Annotated in this window: 26 protein-coding genes; 9 read left to right on the top strand and 17 right to left on the bottom strand. The window is 63.5% G+C overall.

The features are described 5' to 3' along the window. Position 1 precedes the first annotated feature (1 nt). The gene (locus tag FDP28_RS14185) at positions 2 to 1,120 is read right to left on the bottom strand and encodes a histidinol-phosphate transaminase (RefSeq protein ID WP_186313637.1); all 1,119 of its coding nucleotides are present in this window, start codon (positions 1,118 to 1,120) and stop codon (positions 2 to 4) included. A 90-nt stretch (positions 1,121 to 1,210) separates the two neighbouring features. Between FDP28_RS14185 and FDP28_RS14180 the strand changes: the two genes are divergently transcribed. Continuing rightward, a complete protein-coding gene (locus tag FDP28_RS14180; RefSeq protein ID WP_144662092.1) occupies positions 1,211 to 1,639 on the top strand; it encodes a phage holin family protein in 429 nt (142 codons plus the stop codon). A gap of 3 nt (positions 1,640 to 1,642) precedes the next feature. Here FDP28_RS14180 and FDP28_RS14175 read toward each other — a convergent pair whose 3' ends face one another. After that, entirely contained in the window at positions 1,643 to 2,989 is a 1,347-nt protein-coding gene (locus FDP28_RS14175; protein ID WP_144662091.1) for an alpha/beta fold hydrolase, read from the bottom strand. Then, complete coding sequence (locus FDP28_RS14170; protein WP_144662090.1) at positions 2,989 to 3,300, bottom strand: hypothetical protein; 312 nt, start codon at positions 3,298 to 3,300, stop codon at positions 2,989 to 2,991. The genes FDP28_RS14175 and FDP28_RS14170 overlap by 1 nt, the downstream gene beginning before the upstream one ends. 166 nt (positions 3,301 to 3,466) lie before the next feature. On the opposite strand from FDP28_RS14170, the gene purB reads away from it, so the two are divergent. The 4 genes from purB to FDP28_RS14150 all read left to right on the top strand — a co-directional run bounded on the left by purB (position 3,467) and on the right by FDP28_RS14150 (position 7,019). Beyond that, a complete protein-coding gene (gene purB, locus FDP28_RS14165; RefSeq protein ID WP_144662089.1) occupies positions 3,467 to 4,873 on the top strand; it encodes an adenylosuccinate lyase in 1,407 nt (468 codons plus the stop codon). A gap of 308 nt (positions 4,874 to 5,181) precedes the next feature. Further along, positions 5,182 to 5,838 carry a histidine phosphatase family protein gene (locus FDP28_RS14160; protein ID WP_144662088.1) on the top strand — a complete coding sequence of 219 codons (657 nt, stop codon included), beginning with the start codon at positions 5,182 to 5,184 and terminating at the stop codon, positions 5,836 to 5,838. A gap of 182 nt (positions 5,839 to 6,020) precedes the next feature. Continuing rightward, positions 6,021 to 6,524 carry a GNAT family N-acetyltransferase gene (locus FDP28_RS14155; RefSeq protein ID WP_144662087.1) on the top strand — a complete coding sequence of 168 codons (504 nt, stop codon included), beginning with the start codon at positions 6,021 to 6,023 and terminating at the stop codon, positions 6,522 to 6,524. A 60-nt stretch (positions 6,525 to 6,584) separates the two neighbouring features. Further along, positions 6,585 to 7,019 (top strand): acyl-CoA thioesterase, encoded by a 435-nt coding sequence (locus FDP28_RS14150; RefSeq protein WP_144662086.1) that lies wholly within the window; start codon positions 6,585 to 6,587, stop codon positions 7,017 to 7,019. 136 nt (positions 7,020 to 7,155) lie between these two features. Here FDP28_RS14150 and FDP28_RS14145 read toward each other — a convergent pair whose 3' ends face one another. From FDP28_RS14145 to FDP28_RS14125, 5 genes are all read right to left on the bottom strand, one after another. Next, positions 7,156 to 7,905: an SDR family oxidoreductase gene (locus FDP28_RS14145; protein WP_144662085.1), complete on the bottom strand. Its 750-nt coding sequence runs from the start codon at positions 7,903 to 7,905 to the stop codon at positions 7,156 to 7,158. A gap of 68 nt (positions 7,906 to 7,973) precedes the next feature. After that, entirely contained in the window at positions 7,974 to 9,314 is a 1,341-nt protein-coding gene (locus tag FDP28_RS14140) for an MFS transporter (RefSeq protein WP_144662084.1), read from the bottom strand. 57 nt (positions 9,315 to 9,371) lie between these two features. After that, on the bottom strand, positions 9,372 to 10,385 hold the full coding sequence (locus tag FDP28_RS14135; RefSeq protein WP_144662083.1) for a 5-oxoprolinase subunit C family protein: 1,014 nt from the start codon (positions 10,383 to 10,385) through the stop codon (positions 9,372 to 9,374). After that, entirely contained in the window at positions 10,382 to 11,128 is a 747-nt protein-coding gene (locus FDP28_RS14130) for a 5-oxoprolinase subunit B family protein (protein WP_144662082.1), read from the bottom strand. Before FDP28_RS14130 ends, FDP28_RS14135 begins: the two co-directional genes overlap by 4 nt. Before the next feature lies 1 nt (position 11,129). Continuing rightward, positions 11,130 to 11,918 carry a LamB/YcsF family protein gene (locus FDP28_RS14125; protein ID WP_144662081.1) on the bottom strand — a complete coding sequence of 263 codons (789 nt, stop codon included), beginning with the start codon at positions 11,916 to 11,918 and terminating at the stop codon, positions 11,130 to 11,132. A gap of 265 nt (positions 11,919 to 12,183) precedes the next feature. On the opposite strand from FDP28_RS14125, the gene FDP28_RS14120 reads away from it, so the two are divergent. Then, positions 12,184 to 13,128, top strand: a complete 945-nt coding sequence (locus FDP28_RS14120; protein ID WP_144662080.1) for a LysR substrate-binding domain-containing protein — start codon at positions 12,184 to 12,186, stop codon at positions 13,126 to 13,128. Positions 13,129 to 13,254: 126 nt separating this feature from the next. Continuing rightward, positions 13,255 to 13,476, top strand: coding sequence for a hypothetical protein (locus tag FDP28_RS14115; RefSeq protein WP_144662079.1), 222 nt, complete (start codon positions 13,255 to 13,257; stop codon positions 13,474 to 13,476). Positions 13,477 to 13,675: 199 nt separating this feature from the next. Here FDP28_RS14115 and FDP28_RS14110 read toward each other — a convergent pair whose 3' ends face one another. Further along, a complete protein-coding gene (locus FDP28_RS14110) occupies positions 13,676 to 14,350 on the bottom strand; it encodes a 4-carboxy-4-hydroxy-2-oxoadipate aldolase/oxaloacetate decarboxylase (RefSeq protein WP_144662078.1) in 675 nt (224 codons plus the stop codon). 22 nt (positions 14,351 to 14,372) lie between these two features. Then, positions 14,373 to 15,581, bottom strand: coding sequence for an aspartate transaminase (locus tag FDP28_RS14105; RefSeq protein ID WP_144662077.1), 1,209 nt, complete (start codon positions 15,579 to 15,581; stop codon positions 14,373 to 14,375). A gap of 286 nt (positions 15,582 to 15,867) precedes the next feature. Between FDP28_RS14105 and FDP28_RS20815 the strand changes: the two genes are divergently transcribed. Together FDP28_RS20815 and FDP28_RS14095 are read left to right on the top strand one after the other, a co-directional pair. Then, positions 15,868 to 16,368 carry a hypothetical protein gene (locus tag FDP28_RS20815; protein ID WP_260842477.1) on the top strand — a complete coding sequence of 167 codons (501 nt, stop codon included), beginning with the start codon at positions 15,868 to 15,870 and terminating at the stop codon, positions 16,366 to 16,368. A 31-nt stretch (positions 16,369 to 16,399) separates the two neighbouring features. Continuing rightward, positions 16,400 to 16,759, top strand: coding sequence for a nuclear transport factor 2 family protein (locus tag FDP28_RS14095; RefSeq protein ID WP_144662076.1), 360 nt, complete (start codon positions 16,400 to 16,402; stop codon positions 16,757 to 16,759). A 13-nt stretch (positions 16,760 to 16,772) separates the two neighbouring features. Here the strand turns inward: FDP28_RS14095 and FDP28_RS14090 are convergent, their stop codons facing one another. The 7 genes from FDP28_RS14090 to FDP28_RS14060 all read right to left on the bottom strand — a co-directional run bounded on the left by FDP28_RS14090 (position 16,773) and on the right by FDP28_RS14060 (position 24,118). Beyond that, positions 16,773 to 17,582 (bottom strand): aldolase/citrate lyase family protein, encoded by an 810-nt coding sequence (locus FDP28_RS14090; protein WP_144662075.1) that lies wholly within the window; start codon positions 17,580 to 17,582, stop codon positions 16,773 to 16,775. Positions 17,583 to 17,669: 87 nt separating this feature from the next. Further along, positions 17,670 to 18,473: an HpcH/HpaI aldolase family protein gene (locus tag FDP28_RS14085; protein ID WP_144662074.1), complete on the bottom strand. Its 804-nt coding sequence runs from the start codon at positions 18,471 to 18,473 to the stop codon at positions 17,670 to 17,672. Beyond that, on the bottom strand, positions 18,458 to 19,243 hold the full coding sequence (gene hpaH, locus FDP28_RS14080; RefSeq protein WP_144662073.1) for a 2-oxo-hept-4-ene-1,7-dioate hydratase: 786 nt from the start codon (positions 19,241 to 19,243) through the stop codon (positions 18,458 to 18,460). The genes FDP28_RS14085 and hpaH overlap by 16 nt, the downstream gene beginning before the upstream one ends. Before the next feature lie 3 nt (positions 19,244 to 19,246). Continuing rightward, entirely contained in the window at positions 19,247 to 20,335 is a 1,089-nt protein-coding gene (hpaD, locus tag FDP28_RS14075; protein WP_144662072.1) for a 3,4-dihydroxyphenylacetate 2,3-dioxygenase, read from the bottom strand. Between the two features lie 31 nt (positions 20,336 to 20,366). Beyond that, on the bottom strand, positions 20,367 to 21,878 hold the full coding sequence (hpaE, locus tag FDP28_RS14070) for a 5-carboxymethyl-2-hydroxymuconate semialdehyde dehydrogenase (RefSeq protein ID WP_144662071.1): 1,512 nt from the start codon (positions 21,876 to 21,878) through the stop codon (positions 20,367 to 20,369). An 85-nt stretch (positions 21,879 to 21,963) separates the two neighbouring features. Then, positions 21,964 to 22,629 (bottom strand): GntR family transcriptional regulator, encoded by a 666-nt coding sequence (locus FDP28_RS14065; RefSeq protein ID WP_144662070.1) that lies wholly within the window; start codon positions 22,627 to 22,629, stop codon positions 21,964 to 21,966. Beyond that, the gene (locus FDP28_RS14060; RefSeq protein ID WP_144662069.1) at positions 22,622 to 24,118 is read right to left on the bottom strand and encodes a fumarylacetoacetate hydrolase family protein; all 1,497 of its coding nucleotides are present in this window, start codon (positions 24,116 to 24,118) and stop codon (positions 22,622 to 22,624) included. The genes FDP28_RS14065 and FDP28_RS14060 overlap by 8 nt, the downstream gene beginning before the upstream one ends. Positions 24,119 to 24,258: the final 140 nt, after the last annotated feature.

Below are 24,258 nucleotides of genomic sequence, written 5' to 3'. Positions count from 1 at the left end.
GCTAGGAACCCAGCGGCGCCTTTGTATAACCTGCACAGAGATTCAGGAATCGGGTGTTGGCTTCCACCTCACCGATGCTGACGCGGACTCCTTCATTGGCGAAGGCGCGCACGGACAAAGCTTGTTCACCTGCCAAGGCCGCAAACTCAGCACTGTTCTCGCCGAGATTCAACCAAATGAAGTTGCCTTGAGCCTCGGGGACAAACCAACCCAAGTCCCGCAGCCCTGCCGTCACCCGGTCCCGTTCGACCACCAGGCTTTGTACCCTTTCCACAACCTGGTCGAAATTCTCAAGTGAAGTGACTGCGGCGCGCTCCGCGATTTGTGATACCGCAAAGGGCGTGGCCGTCACCCGGAGATGTTGGGTGAGAGCCGGCCCGGAAACGCTGTACCCCACGCGCAGGCCAGCAAGGCCATGGGCCTTCGAGAATGTCCGGAGAACTATGACATTGGGGTATTTCCGGTACAACTTGATGCCGTCTACAGCTTCCGGGTCACGTACGAATTCCTGATAGGCCTCATCAATGACCACCACCACATGCGGCGGAACCGAGCGGATAAAGCGTTCCGTTTCCTCGGCGGTGAGGATGGGCCCGGTGGGGTTGTTGGGCGTGCACAACAGGATCACCTTGGTGCGGACAGTAACTGCCGCCGCCATGGTGTCGAGATCATGGCGGCCGTCTGCCAGCAAGGGAATCTGCACACTGGCTGCGCCTGCGAGGCCGACACAGATGGGGTAGGCCTCGAACGAACGCCAGGCATAGATCACCTCATCTGCCTTGCCATCGTCATTTTGGCCGGCGAAGGTGGCAAGGATCTGGTTCAGTGCCCCCAGGCTTCCGGCGCCCGTGACGACATCGTCAGCTGGGACGTCAAGGAATCCTGCAAGGGCCGTCCTGAGCTTCGTTGCCAAGGGGTCAGGGTAGCGGTTGATGTCGGTCTGGTCCGCGATTGCCTGCAACACTGCAGGTATCGGGGCCAGCGGGTTTTCATTGGACGACAATTTGTAGCTGGTAAGGCCTTCAATCGCTGCTGGCGGTTTACCTGCGGCGTATTTGGGAAGCCTGTCCACGACCGGTCGAGGGAGTACGCCCTCCGGTGCGTTGTCAGTAGTAGTCATGGCTTCAAGCCTACTTGTACCCTCGCCGCGAACGCAGAGGCTTGGGGAGTCGCCCAGCCAGGGCACAGGTGCGTGTGGAACGATGGACCTATGGGTTCATTCATCATCCGCGTCCTCGTTAATGGGCTGGCTCTTTGGGTTGCTACCTGGCTGTTGCCAGGTATGGACATCAACACCACCGCTACGGAGTCAGCAGCGGCACATGCAGGGCTCACGCAGGGCGCCGACACGGCCGGCATTATTCTGGGATACCTGTTTATCGGGCTCATTTTCGGTGTGGTCAACGCATTCGTTCGCCCCTTGGTGAAGATTTTGTCGCTGCCGGTGACGATCCTGACCTTGGGCCTTTTTACGATCGTGATCAACGCGGCAATGTTGTACCTCACTGCATGGTTGAGCAGTTTCACACCGGTGCATTTGACCCTTGATTCCTTCTTCTGGACTGCGATCCTCGCGTCAATCATCATCAGCATCATCTCCATGGTGGCGGGACTCATTCCGGGCGCACGCAAGCGGTAGGAATCATCGGGAACCAGCCGTAGAACGCGATTCGGGAAGGCCGGGAACCGTCAAGCTGTTCCGACGATCAGGGAGCGGATCACGGGTGAGCTTGAACCTGGTGACCTTGGCTGCGCCGCCAGCTCCGACCACGCCCGCGAACGCCGCAGTGGATGCCACTAGTGATGGATCGTCGCTGGCCGCGACCAATTCGGCTCCCTTCGCATAGTTCTCTTGGTTGTGCCCTGGGCCCAAGCCTGGTCCTTCCCCTTCAGGCGTCTGAACGTGCTCGGTCAGCGTTACCGTCACCCGGTCCTTGGTGTCCGGGTTCATGTGGCCATCTGTTCCCGGGACCCAGTCCTGCACGTGCTCCAAGTGAAGGGAACTGATGCCGGGCTCTGGAACGATGCCCCCAACGGGTGCCCCGGCAGTGAGAACAAATTTGAGGTCGAATTCACTGAGAAACGCCTTGTCCCGGCTCAAGTTCATGGCGTGTACGCCGCCTTGGCTGTGCCCTACCGCCACCACCTGGTCCCCCGCCTCCGCCCCCGCTTCACGCAAGGCCTGCGCGACGGCGGGAGCGACATCCTCGGAGCGATAGCCGACTGCTTCGCCGATTCCCTGGATGTCGAAAGGATTGCTTGAGGGCGTATTGGGCTGCGTGCCCGGAATCAGGACCATCCAGGAAGATGAACCGCTGTTGTCGAACTCAATAACCTCAATCTCGCCGTTGTTCCTGTCGTAGACCTTCTCAAGGCGGCGGAGACTCCCGGCCAAGGAAGGCTGCACGTCCTCGGCGGTTTCTCCGACCTTCGTCACGCTGACCGGGCGGGGTTGAAAGGCTGCAAGCAACGGCGAGCCCACCATGAGGCCGAGTACTTGCTCCGCTTCAAGACCCGGGCTGACTACAAGGTTCAAGATGTCCTCAGTGAGGTCACGGCCCAGGGGGAAGAGGTGGCCCGGGTCCGGGAACATCATCGCCCCGGGCCCAAAAAGATGGAGTCGTGTGTTCCCCGCTTCAGTTTCCACATAATCCCGGTGGCTGGCCAGTACGCTTGCGCTGACGTCGCCCAGGGCCTGGCGCAACCGGCCTACGTCTTTGCGGCTTTCGGCTACCTCGTCGATGGCGAGACAGCCTGACTCGAAGGAGTCGGGCAGATACGGCATAAGTGCATCCTGAACGCGACGTGCCTCTTCTTCGATACCCAGCAGCTGCCCAACCATGGCGTCGAGGTGGTCAGCTCCGCGCACCAGTTCTTCGAGCTGGAAAGAGATCCCGCCAACTCCTCCCTGAATGCGGAGGCTGCCGTCCGGCGGCGGCGGTGAAGGCCTCGGTGCTGCTCCGGCCCCGATGGGGGCTGCGTCGGCCATCAGTTCCCCCTCTCACCGGAGACAGAGACGTTCTGCGAATGCCGAAGGACCACAGCTGCTGCGCCATCGAGCCTCTCCCTGGTCCTCATCAGCGCGGAGGCATGGACGGCAAGTGTGGTCCGGAAGGCCCGGCCGGCCGGGGACTGCCAGTCGTCCAACTGCAGCTTCCGCAGTGATGCGAGGACGCTGTCTGCCTGATCAACGCAATCCTTCATTCGCCATGCGAGCCGCTGGACCTCGTGGCTTCGGGAGGCACATTCCGAAGGATCGAAGATGGGCGGATTGGCGGCAGGCATCAAGCCGAGGCTCATGACGGGTGTACTCCAGTGGTCGTTCTGCTGATCGGTAGCCAAAACGCTACGGATGGGCAGGCACGGAAGGAAGGAATGAAGTTGCGTATGTGGATAACCTGACGTTCATCCACATAGCGCCGTCATCGACTCAGGCCTCTGTGCCGGGCATGAAAGAATAGGGACCATGGCTGAATCCCCTCGTGTGTCCCTCGCTTCCGAACCCCTGGCCCTTGGCGCCCTTGATGGCCGCTACCGTGCCGCCGTCGCACCCCTCGTTGATTACTTGTCCGAGGCCGCGCTGAACCGCGATCGCGTTCACGTCGAAGTTGAGTGGCTTATCCACCTGACCAGCCAGTCCGTTCTTCCGGGCGCCGGCCCGCTGTCCGAGTCCCAGATTGCGCAGCTGCGCGCCATCGTCACCGAATTCGATGCTTCCTCGGTCAATGAGCTCGCCGAGATCGAGGCTGTCACCGTTCACGACGTCAAGGCCGTCGAGTACTACATCGCCCGCCGCCTGCCCGCGATTGGCATCGAGAACCTGACTGCCATGGTTCACTTCGGCTGCACCTCCGAGGACATCAACAACCTCTCCTACGCAGTGGGAATCAAGGGTGCCGTGGAGGACGTCTGGTTGCCCAACGCCACTGCATTGGTGAAGCAGATCGAGGCCATGGCGGAGGAAAACCGCTCAGTGCCCATGTTGTCCCGTACGCACGGCCAGCCCGCCACCCCCACCACGCTGGGCAAGGAACTGGCCGTCATCGCGCACCGCTTGAACCGCCAGCTCTCACGCATCGCCAAGACCGAGTTCCTTGGCAAGATCAACGGCGCCACCGGCACCTACGCCGCCCACGTCGCATCCGTGCCGGGAGCTGATTGGGAAGCTGTGGCAAAGTCCTTCGTCGAAGGCCTGGGCCTCACGTGGAACCCGCTCACCACTCAGATCGAAAGCCACGACTGGCAGGCCGAGCTGTACGCCGACATCGCCCGCTTCAACCGCATCCTGCACAACGTCTGCACGGACATCTGGAGCTACATCTCCATCGGCTACTTCCGCCAGATCCCGGTTGCAGGCGCCACGGGTTCCTCGACCATGCCCCACAAGGTAAACCCGATCCGCTTCGAGAACGCCGAAGCCAACCTGGAGATCTCCAACGGCCTTCTGGACACCCTCGCCGCAACGCTGGTGACCTCCCGCTGGCAGCGCGACCTGACCGATTCCTCCTCGCAGCGCAACATTGGTGTGGCTTTCGGCCACTCACTGCTTGCCATCTCCAACGTCGCCAAGGGCCTCAAGGCACTGGACGTCGCCGAGGAAGTCCTGGCAGGCGACCTCGATACCAACTGGGAAGTCCTGGGCGAAGCCATCCAGATGGTCATGCGCGCCGAGGCCATTGCCGGCGTCGAAGGCATGGAGAACCCGTACGAACGCCTCAAGGACCTCACCCGTGGACAGCGCGTGGACGGTGCCCGCATGCAGGAATTCGTCCAGAGCCTCGGGCTTTCCGCCGACGCTGAAGCCCGCTTGCTTGCGCTGACCCCGGGCAAGTACACCGGTATCGCCGACAAGTTGGTGGACCACCTGAAGTAGCCATACTTCAGCGAAAAACGCTCGACGACGGCGGGCGGGGCTGGGTGCCCCGCCCGCCGTCGTGCGCTTAACCGGCCGCCCGCTCAGCCGGACGTCGTCGTGCCAGAGAAATCCGGCTCGACCGTCCCGGAGGCCGGACGCGCCCGCTCCTTACAGTTGCTGTTCACCGCGTCCGGCGTCGAGCCTGAGAACACGGCGTGTCGGGCTGTTTCAGGGCCCCGGCGACTGATTGGCTGGAGGGAGCCCGTCTGGAACGCGCGGCCGGATGAGCACGCCCCCGGACAAAACGATGTGAGGAGCGGAGCACCATGAAGCTCCTGTTGGTCAGGCACGGACAAACCCCCGGCAATGTGGCAGGTGAGCTGGACACGGCCTTTCCCGGCCCAGGGTTGACTGCGATCGGGGAACGCCAGGCGGCCGCACTGCCGGAAGCGCTGGCAGATGAAACCATCGATGCCCTGTACACCTCCACCCTCCTCCGCACCCAGCGCACCGTGGTTCCGCTGGCGAAAGCCACAGGCCTGCAACCGACGGTTCTGGCCGGCGTCCACGAGATCGAAGCCGGAAGCCTGGAGAAGAAGACAGACCACGAGTCGCACCTGCGCTATATGAGCACGGTGTTCGCCTGGACGGACGGTGACTTGGACGTCCGCATGCCCGGAGCGTTCAACGGACACGACTTCTTTGCCCGGTTCGACGCATCGGTGGACGAGGTGGTGGCGGCTGGACATCGGACAGCTGTGATCGTCAGTCACGGTGCGGCGATACGTTGCTGGGCGGGACGCAGGGCGACTGACATCGACACCGCGTTCGCGCAAACGCACCAGTTGCCCAACACCGGAATCGTGGCGTTGGAAGGCGACCCGGAAAACGGGTGGAAGGTGCTGCATTGGGACCAGATCCCTGTTGGCGGCATGGCTTTGGCGGACCAAACCGCCGAGGACCCGACAGGCGAGGCCCTCTAGAGACGTTGTGGGGCCCGGTGTGCGCCCCAAACGTTTGGGAAAGCGCGCAGAGCGGGCCCCACAACGCATGGCGAGCCAGCATTTCTCCGGACGCTTACGCGAAGGAAACACCCCGGTAACCCCGTCTCCCTAGGGTTAACACGCATAGACACCTCCCAGAAACCCGGCGAATCGAGGCGCAAATGCAGACCAACCCCCGGCTCAATATCCGGCAGGTCACGTGGGCCAACCCCGTGGGCGCCGACCTCCGGGCCGCGCAGCAGGCAGAACTGGATAATCGCTTCGGAAGCACTGACCACGAGCCCGGGCCACCGCCGTCGGAAGCTGACACCGCAGTATTTGTGGTGGCGTACGAAAAATGTTCGGGCCAGCCACTCGGCTGCGGCGGGCTGAGGATGCTCGATGAAAAGACGGCAGAGATCAAGCGGCTGTACGTGGTGCCGTACGCACGTGGGTCGGGAGTCGCGAGCTCGATCCTGGCTGCCCTTGAAGCCCAGGCGCATTCACACGGGTTCACCGTGATCGCAGCCGAGGCTGGTTCGGCCCAGTCGGATGGCCGCAGCTTCTACGAGAGTGCGGGCTTTGCCGCGGTGCCCAACTTTGGTCCCTACGTCGGCGTCGAGGAATCGTATTGCTATTCCAAGCGGCTCGATTCACACAGCGCGGCACACACCGCCATGGCCTAGGAGGAGGATGTCCGGCGCAACATCCAGCAGGGGGTTGCGCCGGTTCGATAATCTCGGATTATGGAAAAAGCAGACATCACCTTCCGCACCCGCAAATGGGTGCGGCCCGAGGACCTCAACGCCAATGGCACTCTGTTCGGCGGCAGCCTGCTGAAGTGGATCGATGAAGAGGCAGCGATCTACGCCATCCTCCAATTGGGCAACGGCCGCGCGGTCACCAAGTACATCTCCGAAATCAACTTCGTCAGCTCGGCCGTCCAGGGCGACCTGATCGAGATGGGACTAACCGCAAAGCGCTTCGGCCGGACGTCACTGACCATGCGTGCCGAAGTCCGGAACATGATCACCCGTCAGGCCATCCTGACCATCGACGAGATCGTGTTCGTCAACCTCGGCTCCGACGGGCGTCCCCAGCCCCATGGTTACACCGAAATCACGTACGACCGCGACCGGATCCCGACTCATCACCTGACCGAAACGTTGGACGAGGACTGAACCACCCGCCGTCGTAATCCCCGAATGCAAACCTTAAACGGGTGCTGGCGGCCGCGAATACGCGGCCGCCAGCCTGTATTTCCGGCGACGGGAGTGAGTGCCGCCGGAACCTAAGGGGCGCTGGTTTGAAACAGGCTCAGCGCCGGTCGAACACCAAGCCGCCGGGGACCTGGAACGTCGGCATGAGTTCGAGCATTCCAACGTTGACGTGCCGCGGGGTTTCGATCGCGTAGTCCAGGGCGTTGACGATGTCGTCCGTGGTGAGCGATTCGTAGCCTTCGTAGTAGGTCTTCCAGGCTTCTTCCATGGCCTCTGGCGTGCCGCCGAGGTTGCGCCCAAAGATTTCGGTCTCCACGCGGCCCGGACAGATCTCCGTCACGCGGATCCGCTTGCCAACGGTGTCGTTGCGGAGCTGGCGGGAAATCTGGTGCACTGCCGCCTTGGTGGCGTGGTAGACCGTGTGGCCGTAGAAGTTGTACACACCGGCAATCGAGCTGATGTTGATGACGTGGCCAAGGTCGCGCTCCACCATGCCGGGAAGGACCAGCCGGGTGAGCTGAAGGAGGCCCCGGAGGTTCACGTCCACCAGCTCGTCAATGTCGGCTTCCGATGAATCCAGGATGTTGCCCGGGCGGGAAACACCGGCACAGTTCACCAGGACGTCCACCTTGAGTTCACTCACGACGGCGGCCAGCGCGGCTGTGTCGGTCAGGTCCACCACGTGCGGGACTGCTCCGGTACGGTCGGCAAGTTCAGCGAGGCGTTCGGCGTTGCGTGCCACGGCGTGGACGGTGAGTCCGCGCTTTGCCAGGCGCTCCGCGATGGCTGCACCCATGCCGGTGGAAGCGCCGGTGACGAGGGCGGTGGTGTAGTCGGAAAAAGACATTGGGTCCTCCAAAAGGCGGGGAAGGGGCGGGTGCCATCAGTAAGACGGCACCCGCCAGGGGTAAACACTTAGGCGTCGCGGAGCGGTTCGTGGGCACGGTCCTTGACGGTGCTCACTGCGATGAGCGTGCCGAGGGCGGTGATGACTGCGTAGAACGCCGGCATGTAGATGTTGTTGGTGCTGCTGATCAGCCAGGTCATGAGCAGCGGGGCGGTACCGCCGAACAGGGCCGAGGAGATGTTGTACCCCAGGCCGTAGGCCGAGTAGCGGACGCGGGTGGGGAAGAGCTCGACGATCAAGATGTGGATCACCGCGGTGTGGCCGGCGAAGACGATGGCCATGATGCTGGCGCCGAGGATGGCCAAGCCCATCTCACCGGTGGCGATGAGGGCGTAGGAGGGAATTCCAAGAACAGCCATTGCGATGGCGGAACCGGCGATGACTTTCTTCCGGCCAACCCGATCCGACAGGGCGCCCATGAAGGGGATGGCGATGCAGATGACAACCAGGCTGCAGGCCGTGACAAGCAGTGCCTCGCCGATGGTGAAGTTGAGTTGCTTGCCCTTGAGGAAGGTGGGCATGTAGGAGAACAGGACGTAGTAGCCCGAGCCGTTCATCAGCGGGATGAAGAGGGCCAGCAGCATGGCGCGGCGGTGTTCCTTGGACTGGAAGGCTTCCTTGAGCGGGTTCTTGGAGAGGCCGCCCTCTTCCTTCAGCTTTTCGAAGTTGGGGGTATCGCTGATGGCTTTGCGGATGTACCAGCCGATGATGCCCATGGGGATGGCGACCAGGAACGGAATGCGCCAGGCGAAGGAACCGAAGCCGCCGCCGTCGATCGCTGCCTGGGTCAGCCAAGGCGACATGGAATAAGCCACCAAAGTACCGGTCAGCAGCGCCGCGAACGAGGCGATCTGTGCGTAGGAGGTGATGATGCCGCGCTTGCCTTCGGGAGCGTGCTCGGCGAGGAACGTCATGGCACCGGCAGCTTCACCGCCGACGGAGAAGCCCTGCAGGAGCCGCAGGAGGACCAGGAGAATGGGGGCGGCAACGCCAATGGCGGCGTACGGGGGCAACAGGCCGATACCGGCCGTGGCAACGCTGATCAGCAGGATCACAAAGACCAGTAGTTTTTGCCTGCCAATCCGGTCACCGAGGTAGCCGCAGACCACTGCACCCAGCGGGCGGACGAAGAATGAGACCGCATACCCTGCGAACACGAAAAGCAGGGCATTGTCCGGGTTTCCGGGGGCCAGGAAGACGAGTGCCAGCGTTCCCGCCATGAAGGCGAAAATGCCGTTGTCGTACAGTTCCACGAAGATGCCCACACAACCCGCGGTGACAACCTTGCGGGTTTGGCGGCCCGTGAGCCGCTCATGCTGCGTTGGCGCAGCGTTGGTGCTTGCGGTCATGACTTTTCCTTACTGGGATGAGCGTAGCAACGCCTACGAGGTATTACGACAGGTTCCTTAGCTGCATGCCGCAACCGGCAGGTCCTGCCACTGGGGACGGCATCCGATGCCAAGGAGTCCGAAGACGGTGTTGACGGATTCGCGGAGGGTTTCAAGCTGGGCCCGCGAGCGCCGGTGGGCGGCAGTTGCTTCTGCCACTGTGGTTTTCCGAAAACGGACTTTGTCCCCTGGCCGCGCCTGGGCCAGGACATCCAGTCCGGTGCTGGTAACCACTGCGAGAACGGGGTACCCGGCGGTGACGCCGCGTCCCCGGTGCAGTACCAGCAGCTCTTCCCTTGAGGGGACCTCGACGGCGCCCACTGGCACGCCGCGGGAAAGCACCTCACCGCTGGAGGTTCTTTCCGGTAGTTCCCCACCGAGCCGCAGGCCGATGTGGTTGCTGCGTCCGCTGACGGTGTACTCGGAAAAGAAGAGCAGATCACCGGACGCGCCGAACTCGGCAACGTCCGGCCCGTCGGTCACATCGACCGACAAGTCTGAGCCCATGCTTGGCCGTTCGAGGCCAAGCCGGAAAAGGGGGAGGTCGAAGTACGGCTGGCGTACGGGGCCGACGCTGCGCCGGGTGGCCAGTGCGGTGCCTTCCCTCAGCTGAAGCCCGAAGCCCACAACGGTGTCCGGGGCTGCACTGCCAAGCAGCGTCTCTGCCTCGAGCGAGCCATGGACAGCGAGGTAGGCGCGGAGGCCCCGGTTGATTCCGCGGATGGAAACCGACTCGCCTGCGCGTACCGAGACCGGCTCCCACTGGCTGCAGGGGCGTCCACCCACCGTCAGGGTAAGTGGCGCACCCGTCACGGCGATCAGGAGGTCGGTGTTGGCTTTCATGCGGAAATCGAGCGCCGTGATCTCCACCAGGGGGTCGTTGTCCAGGTTTCCAGCCAGGATGTTCGCTGCCCTTGCGGAGTATTGATCGAGGGCGCCGTTGACGGGGAGGCCGAAGCGTGGGCCCCGGGTCCTGCCGAGGTCCGTGACCACGGAGTTGCCAGGCTGCTGAACCAGGATCCCGGCGCTCACGGCTGCGGCTCCAGGTTTTCCAAGGCCAGCGGCTCCAGGTCCCGGCCGGCGTAGGCACTGAAGTCCTCGGCGCCGATCTGCCTGAACCTGAGGATGTCGCCTGGCTTGTAAGGGACCAAGGGTTCACGCCGGATGTTCAGAACGGACAGGGGCGTCTGGCCAATGACGCACCAGCCGCCGGGGGCGGTCGCAGGTGCGATCACTGCCTGCCGGCCGGCTACTGACACCGCACCTGCAGGAACGCTGAGGCGCGGATCCTTCAGCCGCGGTACGGGCTTGGGGAAGGCAGGTCCGTCCATCATGGGTGAGCCCGCGGGCGCGCCAAGACAGCGCACGGTGTAGGTCTTTTCGCTATGGAGGCGGATGATTTCCTCGACGGAGATTCCCTGGTGCTCTGCGACGCGTTCCAGGTCCGGGCCGTACTCCCCTCCGTAGACGACGGGAACGTCGAACTCACGAGGTGCCTTGAGTGATTCATCGGCGTGGGCAAGTTCCAGGAGTCCGAGTTTGACGAAGGCGCGCACCTGGCGGGCCGATACCAATACCGGATCGAATTCCACCAGGACGGAGTCGTAGGTTGGTACGGCACCGTGAAGACCTTCGGCGCCGCAGCCTTCGAGCCAATCCGCCAGGCGGTGGACCGTCACCCAATTGTCTTCGCTGGCCTCGGAAATGGCCACCACGCGCAGTGCTGAGTCACCGGATTCGTAGACCTCTGTGGGGGCCGTTGAGAGCACGGACATGTCAGGCCGCCTTCTTCTTCGCGTCCATGACCTGGGCAAGAGGGGCGACACGCACACCGGCGGAGGTGAGTTCCGTTCGGATCCGACGGGCCAGTTCAACAGCCCCCGGGTTGTCTCCGTGCAGGAGGAGGGTGTCGACGTCGATATCCATATCCACGCCGTTGGCACAGCGGAGCTTGCCGTCGACCACCATGCGGAGGGTACGGTCGATGATTTCCGCGGGATCGTGCAGAACCGCGCCGGGCTTGCTGCGGGGAACCAGCGTGCCATCTTCCTGGTAGGCGCGGTCCACTATCCCCACGATCGCTACGTCCAGCCCTGCCTCCCGTGAGGCCGAAGCCAGTTCGCCATCCTGGGCCACGACAATCAGCTCGCGGTCCAGGCGGGCCGCCGCTTCTGCTACTGCCCGTGCGTAGTCGGGGCGAACGGCAACGAGGTTGCCGAGCCTGCCATGGGGTGCCAAGTGTGTGACCTTGGTGCCGTGGAATCCGGCAAAGCCATTCAGCGCACCCAGCTGGTACAGGACATCGTTCTGGACTTCGCCCGCAGAAAGACCCATGTCCCGGCGGCCGAATCCACGCAGATCCGGGAAGCTGGGGTGGGCCCCAATGCCTACTCCGCGTCGAACGCATTCAGCCACAGTGGCCGCCATGATGTCAGGGTCGCCGGCATGAAACCCGCAGGCGATATTTGCACTTGTGACGATCTCCAGGAGTTCGGAATCGTCGCCAATGGTGTAGGCGCCAAATCCCTCTCCAAGATCCGCTACAAGATCAATAATCGGGTTCACGTGGTTCTCTTTCCATGGATTATGCAGGGGAATTTAATTCCGGGTAAATGGTGAACGCCTGGCGATTCCAAAGCGTTGCCTGAAGTTCTTTCCAAAAGTCTCGCACCGTTCATCCATGCGGCACAAAGACCTATTAGCTATCCCGTAATAGCTCTCCGTTATGACCTGCGCCACCCTGTACTGTGGCAGGGGTCGCACCCACCGCGCGACTAGAATTTTCCTATGCACGCCACCTGGGGACGTGGCTCTCCAGGAAGGCAGAAACATGGACACTCGAAAGCTCGCATACTTCGTCCAGATCGTCGATTCGGGAAGCATCACCAAAGCTGCCGCGGCACTCCACGTCGCCCAGCCGGCCCTGAGCCAGCAGGTTTCCGCGCTTGAAAACGACCTCAAGCAGAGGCTCCTCATCCGCAGCAAGCAAGGCGTTGAACCCACCGCTGCGGGCCATACGTTGTACCGGCATGCGCAGTCCATTCTTCGATTGGTGGAGCAGGCACGGCAGGACGTTGCGACGTCCGGCGCTGCGCCATCCGGGAGGGTGTCCATCGCTATCGCGCCCTACAGCATGGCCTCCAGCCTCACACCCCAGATCATCAGGGAAGTCGGCCGCCGTTACCCGGACATCGTGGTCCACCTGACCGAGATTTTTGGCGGTGTCCTCAGTGAAGCCATCAAGAACGGGCGCTTGGACATGGCGCTGATCTACGAGCCCGGAAAGATCCGCGGGGTGCAGTTCACCACCATGATCGTGGAGGACCTGCACTTGGTGGTCCACCCGGACCTCGATGTGAACCACGGCAAGGAGACGGTCACCCTTGCCGAAGCGAGCACTGTGGGCCTCTTCCTGCCCGAGAAGAACCACACGCTGCGCCAGATCATCGAAAAGGGCCTCGCGGACCAGGACCTTCCACTCAAACTGGTGGGCGAGGTGGAATCCGTACCTTCTTTGACCAGGCTGATCCGCGCCAACCTCGGCGGCACGGTGCTGCCTAAGTCCGCCGCGGACGCCCTCTTCCCGGACCAGGACTTCAAGGTGCTGCGGATCGTTGAGCCCGGGCTGCAGAGCAAGATCGCCCTCTGCACCCCGGACCACGAGCCCTTGTCCGAGGCAGCCTCGGCCGTGCTCCTGGTGGTCAAGGAAATGCTGCACCAACAGCTCATCTCAAAGTACGGAACGGACCCTGTGCAGCTGCCGGCGCATCCATAACAAAGTCTTATCCGGACAGACAGCATTGGTCTTATTCAAAGCCGTTTTACTTTCCTAATATCGAATTAAGAAGAAATTCGAAATACAGCCCACGGAACACCGCGGGCCTGTTCAAAGGACAGAACGGTGAAAAAGATCAGCACTTCCGGATGGGTCTCGAATCCAACCCGTGGAACGGTCAGCGCACGTACCGGCTTTCACTGCCCCCGAAACGGCTTTTGGCGGCCGGTCGGCGGCATTGGTGAACCACTGTTCGTGTTTGAAGGATCCCTGATGCCGGCACACTCCGGGAACAGCATCGAGTGGCACCTGGTGGATACCCGCCCCGGACACTCCGGCCTGGACTGACCCGCACCCCCTCCTGCGGCGAGAGGACCACGCAACCCGGCCCTCCGCCGTCGTACCTCCATCCAAGCCGCAGCACCCACAAGGCGCCCTGCCCTCGTAGCAACCGCACGAGGCAAGGCGCTTTTTTGTACCCAGGCCACACCAAAAGGCCGGCCGCGCGTCTTTCCCAGACGGACGGCCGGCCCTCAGCTAGGCGGAACTAGTCCTCCACAAGCAGGCCCTTCTCCTTCAGCTTCTCCGTCAGGCCGCAGAGCTCGATGGTGTTGCCTCCGTCGTGGTAGAGCTTGATGAGTTCGCGTTCGTGGTCGTCGCGGGCCTGGGAGAGCGCAATGACTTCCTCAGCCTCTTCCCGGCGGACCACGACGACGCCGTCAGCGTCGCCGCGGAGGATGTCGCCCGGGTAGATGATTTCGTCGCCGAAAACGATGGGGTGGTTGATCGGACCGAGGGTTTCCTTGACGGTGCCCTTGATGCTGACACTGCCGGAGAAAACGGGCAGGCCGAGTTCGATCAAGTCTTGGGTGTCGCGGACGCCGGAGTCGGTGACCATGGCCGCGATCCCCTTGGCCTTCATGGCGTTGCCCAGGACGTCGCCGAACGTGCCGGCCTCGGCCATTTCCTGCGCACCGACCAGGACGACGTCGCCGGCCTGTGCGTAATGGATGGCGACCTGGAGCATGAGGTTGTCCTGCGGGGCACAAGCCACGGTGACGGCTGGCCCACAGAAGGACATGGAGCGGTCGATGGGCTTGATCCTGGAGCTCAGCGCACCCCGACGGCCCTGCGCCTCGTGGATGGTGGCGGAGGAAAAGGCAGCGAGTCGTGCGACGACGTCGGCGTCCGGGCGCTCGAATTTGGTCTTGACGTGGATCATTTCTGGTTCCTTCTGTGAGGGCTTAGGAGAGGGCGTTGACGGCATCGCGAATGGAATCCACACCCGCGTTGATGGTCTCCAGCGAGGTTGCGAAGGAGATCCTGAAGTACGGGCCCAGGCCGTAGGCCGAACCCTGGATGACTGCGACGCGCGCTGCGTCCAGCAGGTAAAGCGTGAAGTCTTGATCGTTTTCGATGACCCGCCCGTCGGGAGCGGTCTTGCCGATGACGCCGGCGCAGTTCACGTAGGCGTAGAACGCACCCTCGGCCGGGGCCACGGACAGTCCGTCGATGGAGTTCAAACCCTCGACGGCGGCATCCCGGCGCTTGCGGTAGACCTCCACGCTGTCGCGGACGAAGGACTGGTCGCCCTTCAGCGCGGCGGCTGCGGCTGCCTGGCTGATCGACGACGGGCAAGAGGAGGTTTGCGACTGCAGCTTGTTCATGGCAGCGACCAACGGGGCCGGTCCGACGCCGTAGCCCAGGCGCCAACCCGTCATGGCGTACGCCTTGGATACTCCGTTGACCAGCAGGATCCGGTCCTTCAGCGCAGGAGCTGCGGTGACCAGGCTGGTGACGTGGCCTTCGCCGAAGTACACCTCGTCGTAGATCTCGTCGGTGAGGACGAAGACGTGGGGGTGTTCTTCAAGCACTGACCCGAGCGCCTGCAGCTCCTCGCGGGAGTAAACAGCGCCGGTGGGGTTGGACGGAGCGTTGAGGATCAACCACTTGGTTTTGGAGGTGATGGCTTTTTCCAGCGCCGGCGGGGTGAGCTTGAAACCTGTGTCCTCACCGCACGGGACGATCACCGGAGTGCCGTCGTTCGCCAGGACCATGTCAGGGTATGACACCCAGTACGGAGCCGGGACAATGACTTCATCGCCTTCATTGAGCGAGGCCATCAGCGCCACGTAGAGGACCTGCTTGGCACCGCCACCGATGGTCAGCTGCGCGGCTCCATAAACGTGGCCGGTGTCGCGCTCGATCTTGTTGAGGATCGCGCTTTGCAGCTCGGGGGTGCCGGTTACCGAGGTGTACTTGGTCTCGCCGGCTGTGATCGCCTCGATGGCCGCTGCCTTGATGTGGTCCGGGGTGTCGAAGTCCGGCTCTCCGACAGTGAGGTCGATGATCCGGACGCCTTCAGCTTTCAGTTCGCGGACGCGGGCGGCAGCGGCGACGCTGGCTGAGGCTTTGATGCGGGTAACCCTCGACGCCGGCAGGAACTCGGACATGTCTCCTCCAGGAATGTGGAACTCGGGACGCGCGGATTCGCGGATCCCTTTGTTCGAGACTAAGGAGGCCGGGGGCGCTCTGGATAAGACCTAATGTGCGTGGATCCATAAGGGGGTCCTATGACGTGGGCCCAGCTCGCCGGGGATGGGCCCTGCCAGAGCGCTTTTGGAGGACCATCTATGCGCTTTTCTTATGGGTTCACCGGGTATTGGTATTTCCATGCGCGGATGAACGATGCCTAGATTCGAGTGAACAGCAGCGCTCATCCGAACCGAAAGGGAGTCAATGCAAACCCGGTCAGCCACTGGACGGTACGCGTACCGGGCCAACTCCCCTGCCCGTCCAGCCACGAACCCGGATGGAGAGCACGCCAGGCTGGTCCACGCGTTGGGCGTTCATCGCCAGCTCCTCACCCATGCAGCCAGCTCCATCAGGACTTTGACCGCGGCAAGGAACGACCTGATCGCCCAGGCCGTGGAAGACGGGCTGACGCTGGCCACCATCTCAGCTGTCACCGGCGAAAACCTTCGCACTGTACGTACCATCGCTTTGGCTTATGACGATCTCCACCTGAGCGGGCTCCCACGGCAGGCACAGCTGGAGGCGTTGAGGGCCAAAAGCGATGAGCTGAAGGCCGCGGAACAGCATCGCGGGCGGATCACCGGACGCCGGGAAGCCCTTATCGCAATGGCTCTGCGGGCACAGGTCTGCGATGACTTGGAGCTCGCATCATTGACCGGCCTCACCCCGGAACACATCCGCCATGCAAGCCGCAGCCACCGTTGAACCCATGCCCAGCAGACGGTAGAACGGGTACATGACCAACGACGTGAACGCCTGGATGGACAACTACGAACGCGCGTGGACCTCAAACCAACCCGAGGACATTCGCGCCTTATTCACCGAGGACGCCGTCTACAACACCCGGCCGGACGATCCCGATGCGTGGCACGGGCACGAGGAGATCGTGAAGGAATGGTCCGGCGACTCCTCCGACAAGCCCGAGGACTGGACCTTCGAGTGGACGCTCCTGGGCAGGGACGGGGACACGGCGTTCGTGCAGGGTTTGACGACGTACCTCAACGGCCAGCCCACGTATGACAACCTCTGGGTCATCCGCTTCGCCGAGGACGGCCGGGCCCGCGAATTCACGGAGTGGTACATGGCCCGGAAATAGTCCTATCGGAGGATCAGTAGCTCTCCCGCTCCGCCTTCTCCGACACCGGAATGAACTTCTCCGCGAAAGCCTCCGAAGCCCGCGCCAGCACCACCACGTCCGCACCCACCAACGCAAACGCCGCACCGGCGTCGAGATACGCCCGGGCAATCTCCTCGTTGAAGGCGTTGACGCCCGCGGGCTTGCCGGCGGCGCTCGCGGCAGCGAGGCAATGCTCGACGACGGCGCGAACCAAAGGATTCTCGTGCTGTCCCAGCAGGCCCATGGAGGCGGCGAGGTCGGCCGGTCCGAGGAAGATGCCATCGACGCCGTCGACGGCAAGGATCTCCTCAACAGCTGCGGCTGCCGCTTCGGATTCCACTTGAACGGTGACGCTCACGGTGTCGCCGGCTTGGGCAAGGTAGTCGGGGATGCGGTTCCACCGCGAGGCACGTGCCAAGGCCGAACCAACGCCGCGGACACCCAGGGGCGGATACCGGACAGCGGCCACAGCGGCTTCGGCCTCCATCGCCGAGTTGACCATGGGCACCAGGAGGTTCTGCACGCCGAGGTCCAGGTACTGCTTGATGACCACAGGATCGTTGACCGGCGGCCGGACCATGATCTGCACCGGGTAGCCGCTGACACTGTGGAGTTGGCCCAGGATCGACTCGATGCCGTTGGGACTGTGCTCGGCGTCGATCAGCAGCCAGTCCAGCCCCGAGCCCGCACAGATCTCCGCGACCAACGGGCTTCCGGAGCACACCCACATGCCCACCAGCGGTCTTTCCTCGGCTTCCAGCACTGAATAGAACGTGGGATGTGGCACTGGACGGATCGACATCGCTCAGCTCCCAAAGTCCGAAACCCGCTTGGTGATAACACTGTTGTACCCCTTTGCAGGCCGGCAAAACAGACCGTGGCTCGGCCCTTAATAGCTCTGTTTCACGGCATCTTCCGCAGGCCGCACGAACGCGGTTGCCAGCGCTTCGGAGGCCCTGGCGAGCACGGCGACATCCGCACCGACCAGCACGAAGGAGGCACCGGCGTCGAGGTATGCGCGGGCGGTGTCGGGGTTGAAGGCGTTGACGCCCGCCGGCTTACCGGCCGCCGTGGCGGCATGAATACAGCGTTCGACGGCGGCCCTCACCTCGGGATGTTCCTGCTGTCCCAGCAGGCCCATGGAGGCGGCGAGGTCCGAGGGGCCCAGGAAGATACCGTCCACGCCGTCGACGGCCAGGATCTCCTCGACGGCGTTGACGGCGGCGGCGGATTCGATCTGGACGGTGACGCTGACGGTGTCACCCGCCGTCGCAAGGTAGTCCGGGACGCGGTTCCACCGCGATGCGCGGGCCAGCGCCGAACCGACCCCGCGCACCCCGTGCGGCGGGTAGCGAACGGCGGCGACAGCCGCGGCCGCCTCGAAGGCCGAGTTGACCATGGGAATGAGCAGGTTCTGCACCCCGAGGTCGAGGTATTGCTTGATGACCACGGTGTCGTTGACCGGTGGCCGGACCATGGCCTGGACGGGGTAGCCGTACATCGCCTGGAGTTGGGCGAGGATCGATTCGAGACCGTTGGGGCTGTGTTCGGCGTCCACCAGGATCCAGTCCAAGCCCGAACCCGCGCAGATCTCCGCCACGAGAGGGCTGCCGGAGCACACCCACATGCCGGCCAGGGGCCTCCCTGCTGCAGCAAGGGCCGAGTAGAAAGTAGGGCCTAGTTGAAGTGGCATGTGACAACTCCCAAGGGACCGTAGTCGGCGTGGACGGTGTCGCCCTTGTAGACCCACAGGGGCCGGGTGAAGGAGCCGGCCAGGATGATGTCGCCGGCCTTCATCGAGTCCCCGTGCGCAGCGATCTTGTTGGCCAGCCAGTGCACGCCGTTGGCCGGGTGGTCCAGGACCCCTGCGGCGACTCCGGTTTCCTCCACGGTCTGGTTTTTGTACAGGATCGCCGAGACCCAGCGGAGGTCGACGGCGTCTGGCTTTACGGGCCGTCCGCCGATCACCATGGCACCCATCGCGGCGTTGTCCGAGATCGTGTCCACGATGGTCCGGCCTTCCATTTCTATCCTGGAGTCCAGGATCTCGAGGGCCGGAACCACGTAGTCGGTGGCGTTGAGGACGTCGAAGATAGTGCAGCCGGGGCCCTTCAGCCCCTCCTTCAGCACGAAGGCCAGCTCCACCTCCACCCGGGGGTGCGTGTACTGGTCCCAGTCCACCGAACACCCGGTTTCGAGGACCATGTCGTCGAAAATCGCGCCATAGTCCGGCTCCGTGATGCCCGTGGCGGCCTGCATGGCTTTGGACGTGAGGCCGATCTTCCGCCCCACCAACGTGCGTCCGGCTTCCTCGTTCCGCTGGCGCCACAACTGCTGCACGGCGTAGGAGTCCTCCACCGTCATGCCCGGGTAGCGGGCGGTCAGGCGCGGCACCGGTTTGCGGTTCCGATGGGCTTCAAGGAGCTCGTCGGCAATGGCTTCGATCGTCTTCGCGTCCAGCATGGCTTAGACCTGCGCTCCCAACTTGAAGCCCTCGGCCGCGGTGCCTTCGGGGCGGGTGTAGGAGAAGCCGTCGGCGCCGACCGTGACGGCCATTTCCGACTTGTCTTCACGCTCGATCACCGGCTGCGGGTTGCCGTCGAGGTCCAGGACCAGGGAGGCCTCGGTGTACCAGGACGGGACGACCGGGTTGCCCCACCAGTCGCGGCGCTGGTTGTCGTGGACGTCCCAGGTGACGGTGGGGTTGTCGGGATCGCCGGTGTAGTAGTCCTGGGTGTAGATCTCCACGCGGTGGCCGTCGGGGTCCAGGATGTAGAGGTAGAACGCGTTGGAGACTCCGTGGCGTCCGGGTCCGCGTTCGATGCGGTCGCTGATGCGCAGGGCACCCATCTTGTCGCAGATCTGGATGATGTTGTGCTTCTCGTGGGTGGAGAACGCGATGTGGTGCAGGCGCGGGCCGTTGCCGCCGGTCAGGGCAGTGTCGTGCACGGTCTGCTTGCGGTGCATCCACGCGGCGTACGTGACGCCGTCGGAATCCTTGATGTCTTCGGAGACGCGGAAGCCGAGGTCCTCGAGGTACTTGCGGCCGCGCGGGACGTCCGGAGTGACCTGGTTGAAGTGGTCCAGGCGGACCAGTTCACCGGCGGAGTAGAGGTCGTAACGCTGGGTGAGGCGTTCGACGTGTTCGACGTCGTAGAAGAACTCGTAAGGGAAGCCCAGCGGGTCCTCGACCCGGACGGAATCGCCCACGCCCTTGGTGAAACCTTCCTTGCGGCGCTCCACCCGGCAACCGAGTTCGCGGTAGTAGGCCTCGGCGGCGTCGACCTCGGCCGGGGACTTCACCCGGTACGCGAAGGCAGCGGCTGCGGCAACCGGGCCTTTGCGGAGCACCAGGTTGTGGTGGATGAACTCCTCGAAGGAGCGCAGGTAGATGGTGTTCTCGTCTTCTTCGGTGACGTGCAGGCCGAGGAGGTCCACGTAGAACGCGCGGGACTTCTCCAAGTCGGTGACCACGAGTTCCAGGTAGGCGCAGCGGACGATGTCCGGAGCCGGAACACTCGGGGTAGGAATGGGGCCGGTAAACAGGTTGCTCATGATGGTCTCTCTTCGTTGAAAGCTGGGAGGGTTAGGCGCCGAACTTGGGCGTGTGGACGGATCCGAGGGTGATGTGCACGGCCTGCTGGTCGGTGTAGAAGTCGATCGAGCGGTAGCCGCCCTCGTGGCCAAGGCCCGAAGCCTTGACGCCGCCGAACGGGGTGCGGAGGTCGCGGACGTTGTGGCTGTTGAGCCACACCATGCCGGCCTCGACGTTCTGCGAGAAGTTGTGAGCCCGGGTCAGGTTCTGGGTCCAGATGTAGGCCGCCAGACCGTACTTGGTGTTGTTCGCCAAGGCGAGGGCTTCGTCGTCGTTCTCGAACGGGGTGATGGCCACGACGGGACCGAAGATCTCCTCCTGGAAGATCCGCGCGTCAGGTTCGACGTCGGCAAACACCGTGGGTGCGATGTAGTTGCCTTCGGGCAGGTGGTCGGGTCGGCCGCCGCCGGCGAGCAGCCGACCTTCGGACTTGCCGATCTCCACGTAGGAAGCGACCTTGGCGTAGTGCTCGGGGTGGACCAGCGCACCAACCTGGGTCTTGGGGTCGTGGGGATCGCCCACCACGATGTTCTTGGCGCGGGCGGCGTACTTTTCGCAGAATTCGTCGTAGATGGCACGTTCAACGAGGATGCGGGAACCGGCTGTGCAGCGTTCGCCATTCAGCGAGAAGACACCGAACAGGGCCGAGTCGATCGCTGCATCCAGGTCGGCGTCCGCGAACACGACGCACGGGGACTTGCCACCCAGTTCCATGGACAGGCCCTTGAGGTTGGCTGCGGCGTTACGGAAGATGGTCTGTCCGGTGGTGGTCTCGCCCGTGAAGGAGATCAGCGGAACGTCCGGGTGCTTCACCAGGGCATCGCCGGCTTCTTCACCCAGGCCGTTGACCAGGTTGAACACGCCATCGGGCAGTCCCGCGTCCTTGAAGATCGTGGCCCAGAGCGAGGCGGAGAGCGGGGTGAACTCGGCCGGCTTGAGGACCACCGTGTTACCGGTGGCCAGGGCCGGGGCCAGCTTCCAGGACTCGAGCATGAACGGGGTGTTCCACGGGGTGATGAGGCCCGCGACGCCGATCGGCTTGCGGTTTACGTAGTTGATCTGCGAGCCCGGGACCTTCATGGCGTCATCGAACTGGGCGACGATCAGGTCCGCGAAGAAGCGGAAGTTCTCGGCAGCGCGGAGGGCCTGGCCCTTGGCCTGGGTGATGGGCAGTCCGGTATCGAACGTTTCCAGTTCAGCCAGGCGCGCTTCCTGCGCCTCAACGGCGTCGGCAATCTTGTTCAGGACGCGGGCACGTTCGCGCGGCTTCATCTTCGGCCAAGGGCCGTTGACGAACGCTTCCCGGGCGGCAGCAACGGCGAGGTCGATGTCTTCCTTCTGGCCTGCAGCGGCGGTGGCGTAGTTCTGGTTGGAGACCGGGTCCAGGACGTCGAAGGTCTTCCCGGATACGGAGTCAACGAACTCGCCGTTGATGTAGTGCTGGATGTGCGTGGGCAAATCCTCGGGGACGTAATGCTTGGTGGTTTCTACGGAGGTCGTCATCGTTGTCTTCCTTTTTCATCCAACGCGGGGTCACTTATGGCCCCTTCGGAGTGGTTTTATGGGCCATAAGTGACCCCGCGTTGCTTTAAGTGGTGGTTGCGAGGTAGGCGTCGAGGGTGGCGGCGCGGTGTTGGCGGGCTGCTTTTTCGATGGTGTCGGCGTCGGCTCCGGACTCGATGAGCTGGAGCAGCGCCTCGTGTTCGCGCACGGATTCCTGGGCCCGGCCGGGCACGAAGCGGAACGTGGACGAGCGCAGCGACGCCAGCCGGTTCCAGCCCCGGTGCACGAGGTCCAGGATGTGCGGGTTGGGGCAGTGTTCAAAGAGGACGCTGTGGAAGTCTTGGTTCAAGGCAGTGAAACGCACGGGATCGAAGTGCTCCAGGCACTCCCGCATCTCAGCGTTGACTGCACGGGCACGTTCTATGGCAACGGCATCAACCAGCGGCGCCGACAACGCCGTCGCCGCACCTTCCACAATGCTCAGGGTCTGCATCGTGTAGAGGTACTCGGTGGGGTCGATCCCGGAAACGGCGGCTCCGACGTTGCGTTCGAACTTCACCAGCCCTTCGGCCTCAAGACGGCGGATGGCTTCGCGGACGGGAACAACGCTGAAGCCCAGGTCCTCGGCGATCTTGGCGAGCACCAGCCGGTACCCCGGCGTGTAGGTGCCCTCGACGATCCGTGCCTTGACGGCGTCATAGGCCTGCTGGGACTTGCTTTGGGGGACGCTCCCGACGGCGGTTTCAGTCACCGTAGGCTCCTTCCGTGGCTTCCCAGGCCTTGTAGCGGGCCTGCCATTCGGCGTTCATCGGGTACAGCCCATCGACGCTGTGGCCCTCCTGGACCATCTGGAAGATGAACATCTCTTCCTTCTCCTGGGCGATGCAGTCGTCCACCAACTCCTCGGCCAGTGCCGGCGGGATGACCAGGATGCCGTCGGAGTCGGCCACAATGATGTCGCCGGGCTGCACGGTGGCGCCCCCGCAGGCGATGGTGATGTCGGTGTCCCAGGGAATGTGCCGCCGTCCGAGGACGGCCGGGTGCGGGTTGGCGAAGTAGGTGGGCATTTCCAGGTCTGCCACTGTGGAGTAGTCCCGGACGCCGCCGTCAGTGATGATGGCCGCGGCACCGCGGACCTGGGCGCGCAGGGCCAGGATGTCACCCACCGTGCCAGTCCCCTTCTCGCCGCGGGCTTCCATGACCAGGATTTCGCCCTCGTTCACCGAGTCAATGGCTCTCTTCTGGGCGTTGAACCCGCCGCCGTGGGTCTTGAAGAGGTCCTCACGGTTGGGCACGTAGCGCAGGGTCCGGGCCAGGCCCACCACCTTGCGGTCCGGGCGGGTGGCCTGCAGGCCGTCAATACTGACGTTGTTCAAACCGCGCTTGCGGAGCTGGGAGGACAAGGTTGCCGTGGCGACGGATTCGAGCTTGGCCTTCAGCTCAGGCGACAGACCAGCCGACGCCGGCGCCAGTCCGGCGGCTTCGCGGGAACCATAGGCCTCTTCGCGCTGCGTGTCATCGGTCTTGGGTTGGGCACCAAAGTCCGCGAACGGCGTCGTACCTTCCGTCACTTTGGTGGTGAGGCGGCCGGTGCTGAAATCACCGCCGGTGACTTCAATTTCGACGACGTCCCCCGGCTTGGCGACGGACGCGCCGGCCGGAGTGCCGGTGAGGATGATGTCGCCCTCCTCCAGTGTCAGGAGTTGGGACAGGTCCGCGACGAGCTGGGCGAAGGGGAAGAGCAGGTCCTCGGTGGTGTCATCCTGGACCAGGTCACCGTTGTGCCAGGTGCGGATGCGCAGCTGCGTGGGGTCGACGGCGTCGGCAGGGATCAATACCGGACCCACGGGGGTGAAGCCGTCGCCGCCTTTGGACCGAACGTTCGAGCCCTTGTCGGCGTAGCGGAGGTCGTAAACCCCGAGATCGTTCGAAGCTGTCACCCACTGGACATGGCTCCAAGCATCTTCCAACCCAACCCGCCGGGCTGCCTTGCCGATGACCAGCGCGATCTCGCCCTCGTAGCCGAGCAGCTCGCAGCCTGCAGGACGTTCAACCGTGCCCGGAGCCACAGCCGACCCCAGCGCAAGGGAGGACGACGGCTTCAGGAAGTACGAAGGCTGCGCGGGAGTACGCCCACGCTGGGCGGCCCGGCTGGGGTAGTTGATATGGACAGCAATAACCTTGCGCGTCCGTTCCAGCACGTCCTGGCCAAGCTCCTGCGGTCGGAACTCCACTGTCACGAGCCGCTCCCTCCTGAATAGACTCCGATATCTGATCATCCAGCTATCGAGTACGAAATCGTATACGAAAACTATGACCCGGAAAGTGGCGCCCGTCAACCCCTTCTTCCTACTCAAAGGGGTTCATCTTGTCAGGGGGC

It is taken from the genome of Paenarthrobacter nicotinovorans (assembly GCF_007670255.1).
In the GTDB taxonomy this organism is placed as follows: Bacteria; Actinomycetota; Actinomycetes; order Actinomycetales; family Micrococcaceae; genus Arthrobacter; species Arthrobacter nicotinovorans_B.
The sequence above is the reverse complement of the archived record's forward strand: the minus strand, read 5'-3'. Positions and strand labels throughout refer to the sequence as shown.

Coding starts and splice junctions, on each gene's coding strand:
- FDP28_RS14160 (WP_144662088.1), top strand. CDS start 5,182: ATGAAGCTCCTGTTGGTCAGGCACGGACAAACCCCCGGCAATGTGGCA.
- FDP28_RS14175 (WP_144662091.1), bottom strand. CDS start 2,989: ATGGCCGACGCAGCCCCCATCGGGGCCGGAGCAGCACCGAGGCCTTCA.
- FDP28_RS14085 (WP_144662074.1), bottom strand. CDS start 18,473: ATGCCACTTCAACTAGGCCCTACTTTCTACTCGGCCCTTGCTGCAGCA.
- FDP28_RS14170 (WP_144662090.1), bottom strand. CDS start 3,300: ATGAGCCTCGGCTTGATGCCTGCCGCCAATCCGCCCATCTTCGATCCT.
- FDP28_RS14105 (WP_144662077.1), bottom strand. CDS start 15,581: ATGTCCGAGTTCCTGCCGGCGTCGAGGGTTACCCGCATCAAAGCCTCA.
- FDP28_RS14110 (WP_144662078.1), bottom strand. CDS start 14,350: ATGATCCACGTCAAGACCAAATTCGAGCGCCCGGACGCCGACGTCGTC.
- hpaE (WP_144662071.1), bottom strand. CDS start 21,878: ATGACGACCTCCGTAGAAACCACCAAGCATTACGTCCCCGAGGATTTG.
- FDP28_RS14185 (WP_186313637.1), bottom strand. CDS start 1,120: ATGACTACTACTGACAACGCACCGGAGGGCGTACTCCCTCGACCGGTC.
- FDP28_RS14150 (WP_144662086.1), top strand. CDS start 6,585: ATGGAAAAAGCAGACATCACCTTCCGCACCCGCAAATGGGTGCGGCCC.
- FDP28_RS20815 (WP_260842477.1), top strand. CDS start 15,868: ATGCAAACCCGGTCAGCCACTGGACGGTACGCGTACCGGGCCAACTCC.
- FDP28_RS14145 (WP_144662085.1), bottom strand. CDS start 7,905: ATGTCTTTTTCCGACTACACCACCGCCCTCGTCACCGGCGCTTCCACC.
- FDP28_RS14090 (WP_144662075.1), bottom strand. CDS start 17,582: ATGTCGATCCGTCCAGTGCCACATCCCACGTTCTATTCAGTGCTGGAA.
- FDP28_RS14120 (WP_144662080.1), top strand. CDS start 12,184: ATGGACACTCGAAAGCTCGCATACTTCGTCCAGATCGTCGATTCGGGA.
- FDP28_RS14140 (WP_144662084.1), bottom strand. CDS start 9,314: ATGACCGCAAGCACCAACGCTGCGCCAACGCAGCATGAGCGGCTCACG.
- hpaH (WP_144662073.1), bottom strand. CDS start 19,243: ATGCTGGACGCGAAGACGATCGAAGCCATTGCCGACGAGCTCCTTGAA.
- FDP28_RS14180 (WP_144662092.1), top strand. CDS start 1,211: ATGGGTTCATTCATCATCCGCGTCCTCGTTAATGGGCTGGCTCTTTGG.
- hpaD (WP_144662072.1), bottom strand. CDS start 20,335: ATGAGCAACCTGTTTACCGGCCCCATTCCTACCCCGAGTGTTCCGGCT.
- purB (WP_144662089.1), top strand. CDS start 3,467: ATGGCTGAATCCCCTCGTGTGTCCCTCGCTTCCGAACCCCTGGCCCTT.
- FDP28_RS14095 (WP_144662076.1), top strand. CDS start 16,400: ATGACCAACGACGTGAACGCCTGGATGGACAACTACGAACGCGCGTGG.
- FDP28_RS14130 (WP_144662082.1), bottom strand. CDS start 11,128: ATGTCCGTGCTCTCAACGGCCCCCACAGAGGTCTACGAATCCGGTGAC.
- FDP28_RS14155 (WP_144662087.1), top strand. CDS start 6,021: ATGCAGACCAACCCCCGGCTCAATATCCGGCAGGTCACGTGGGCCAAC.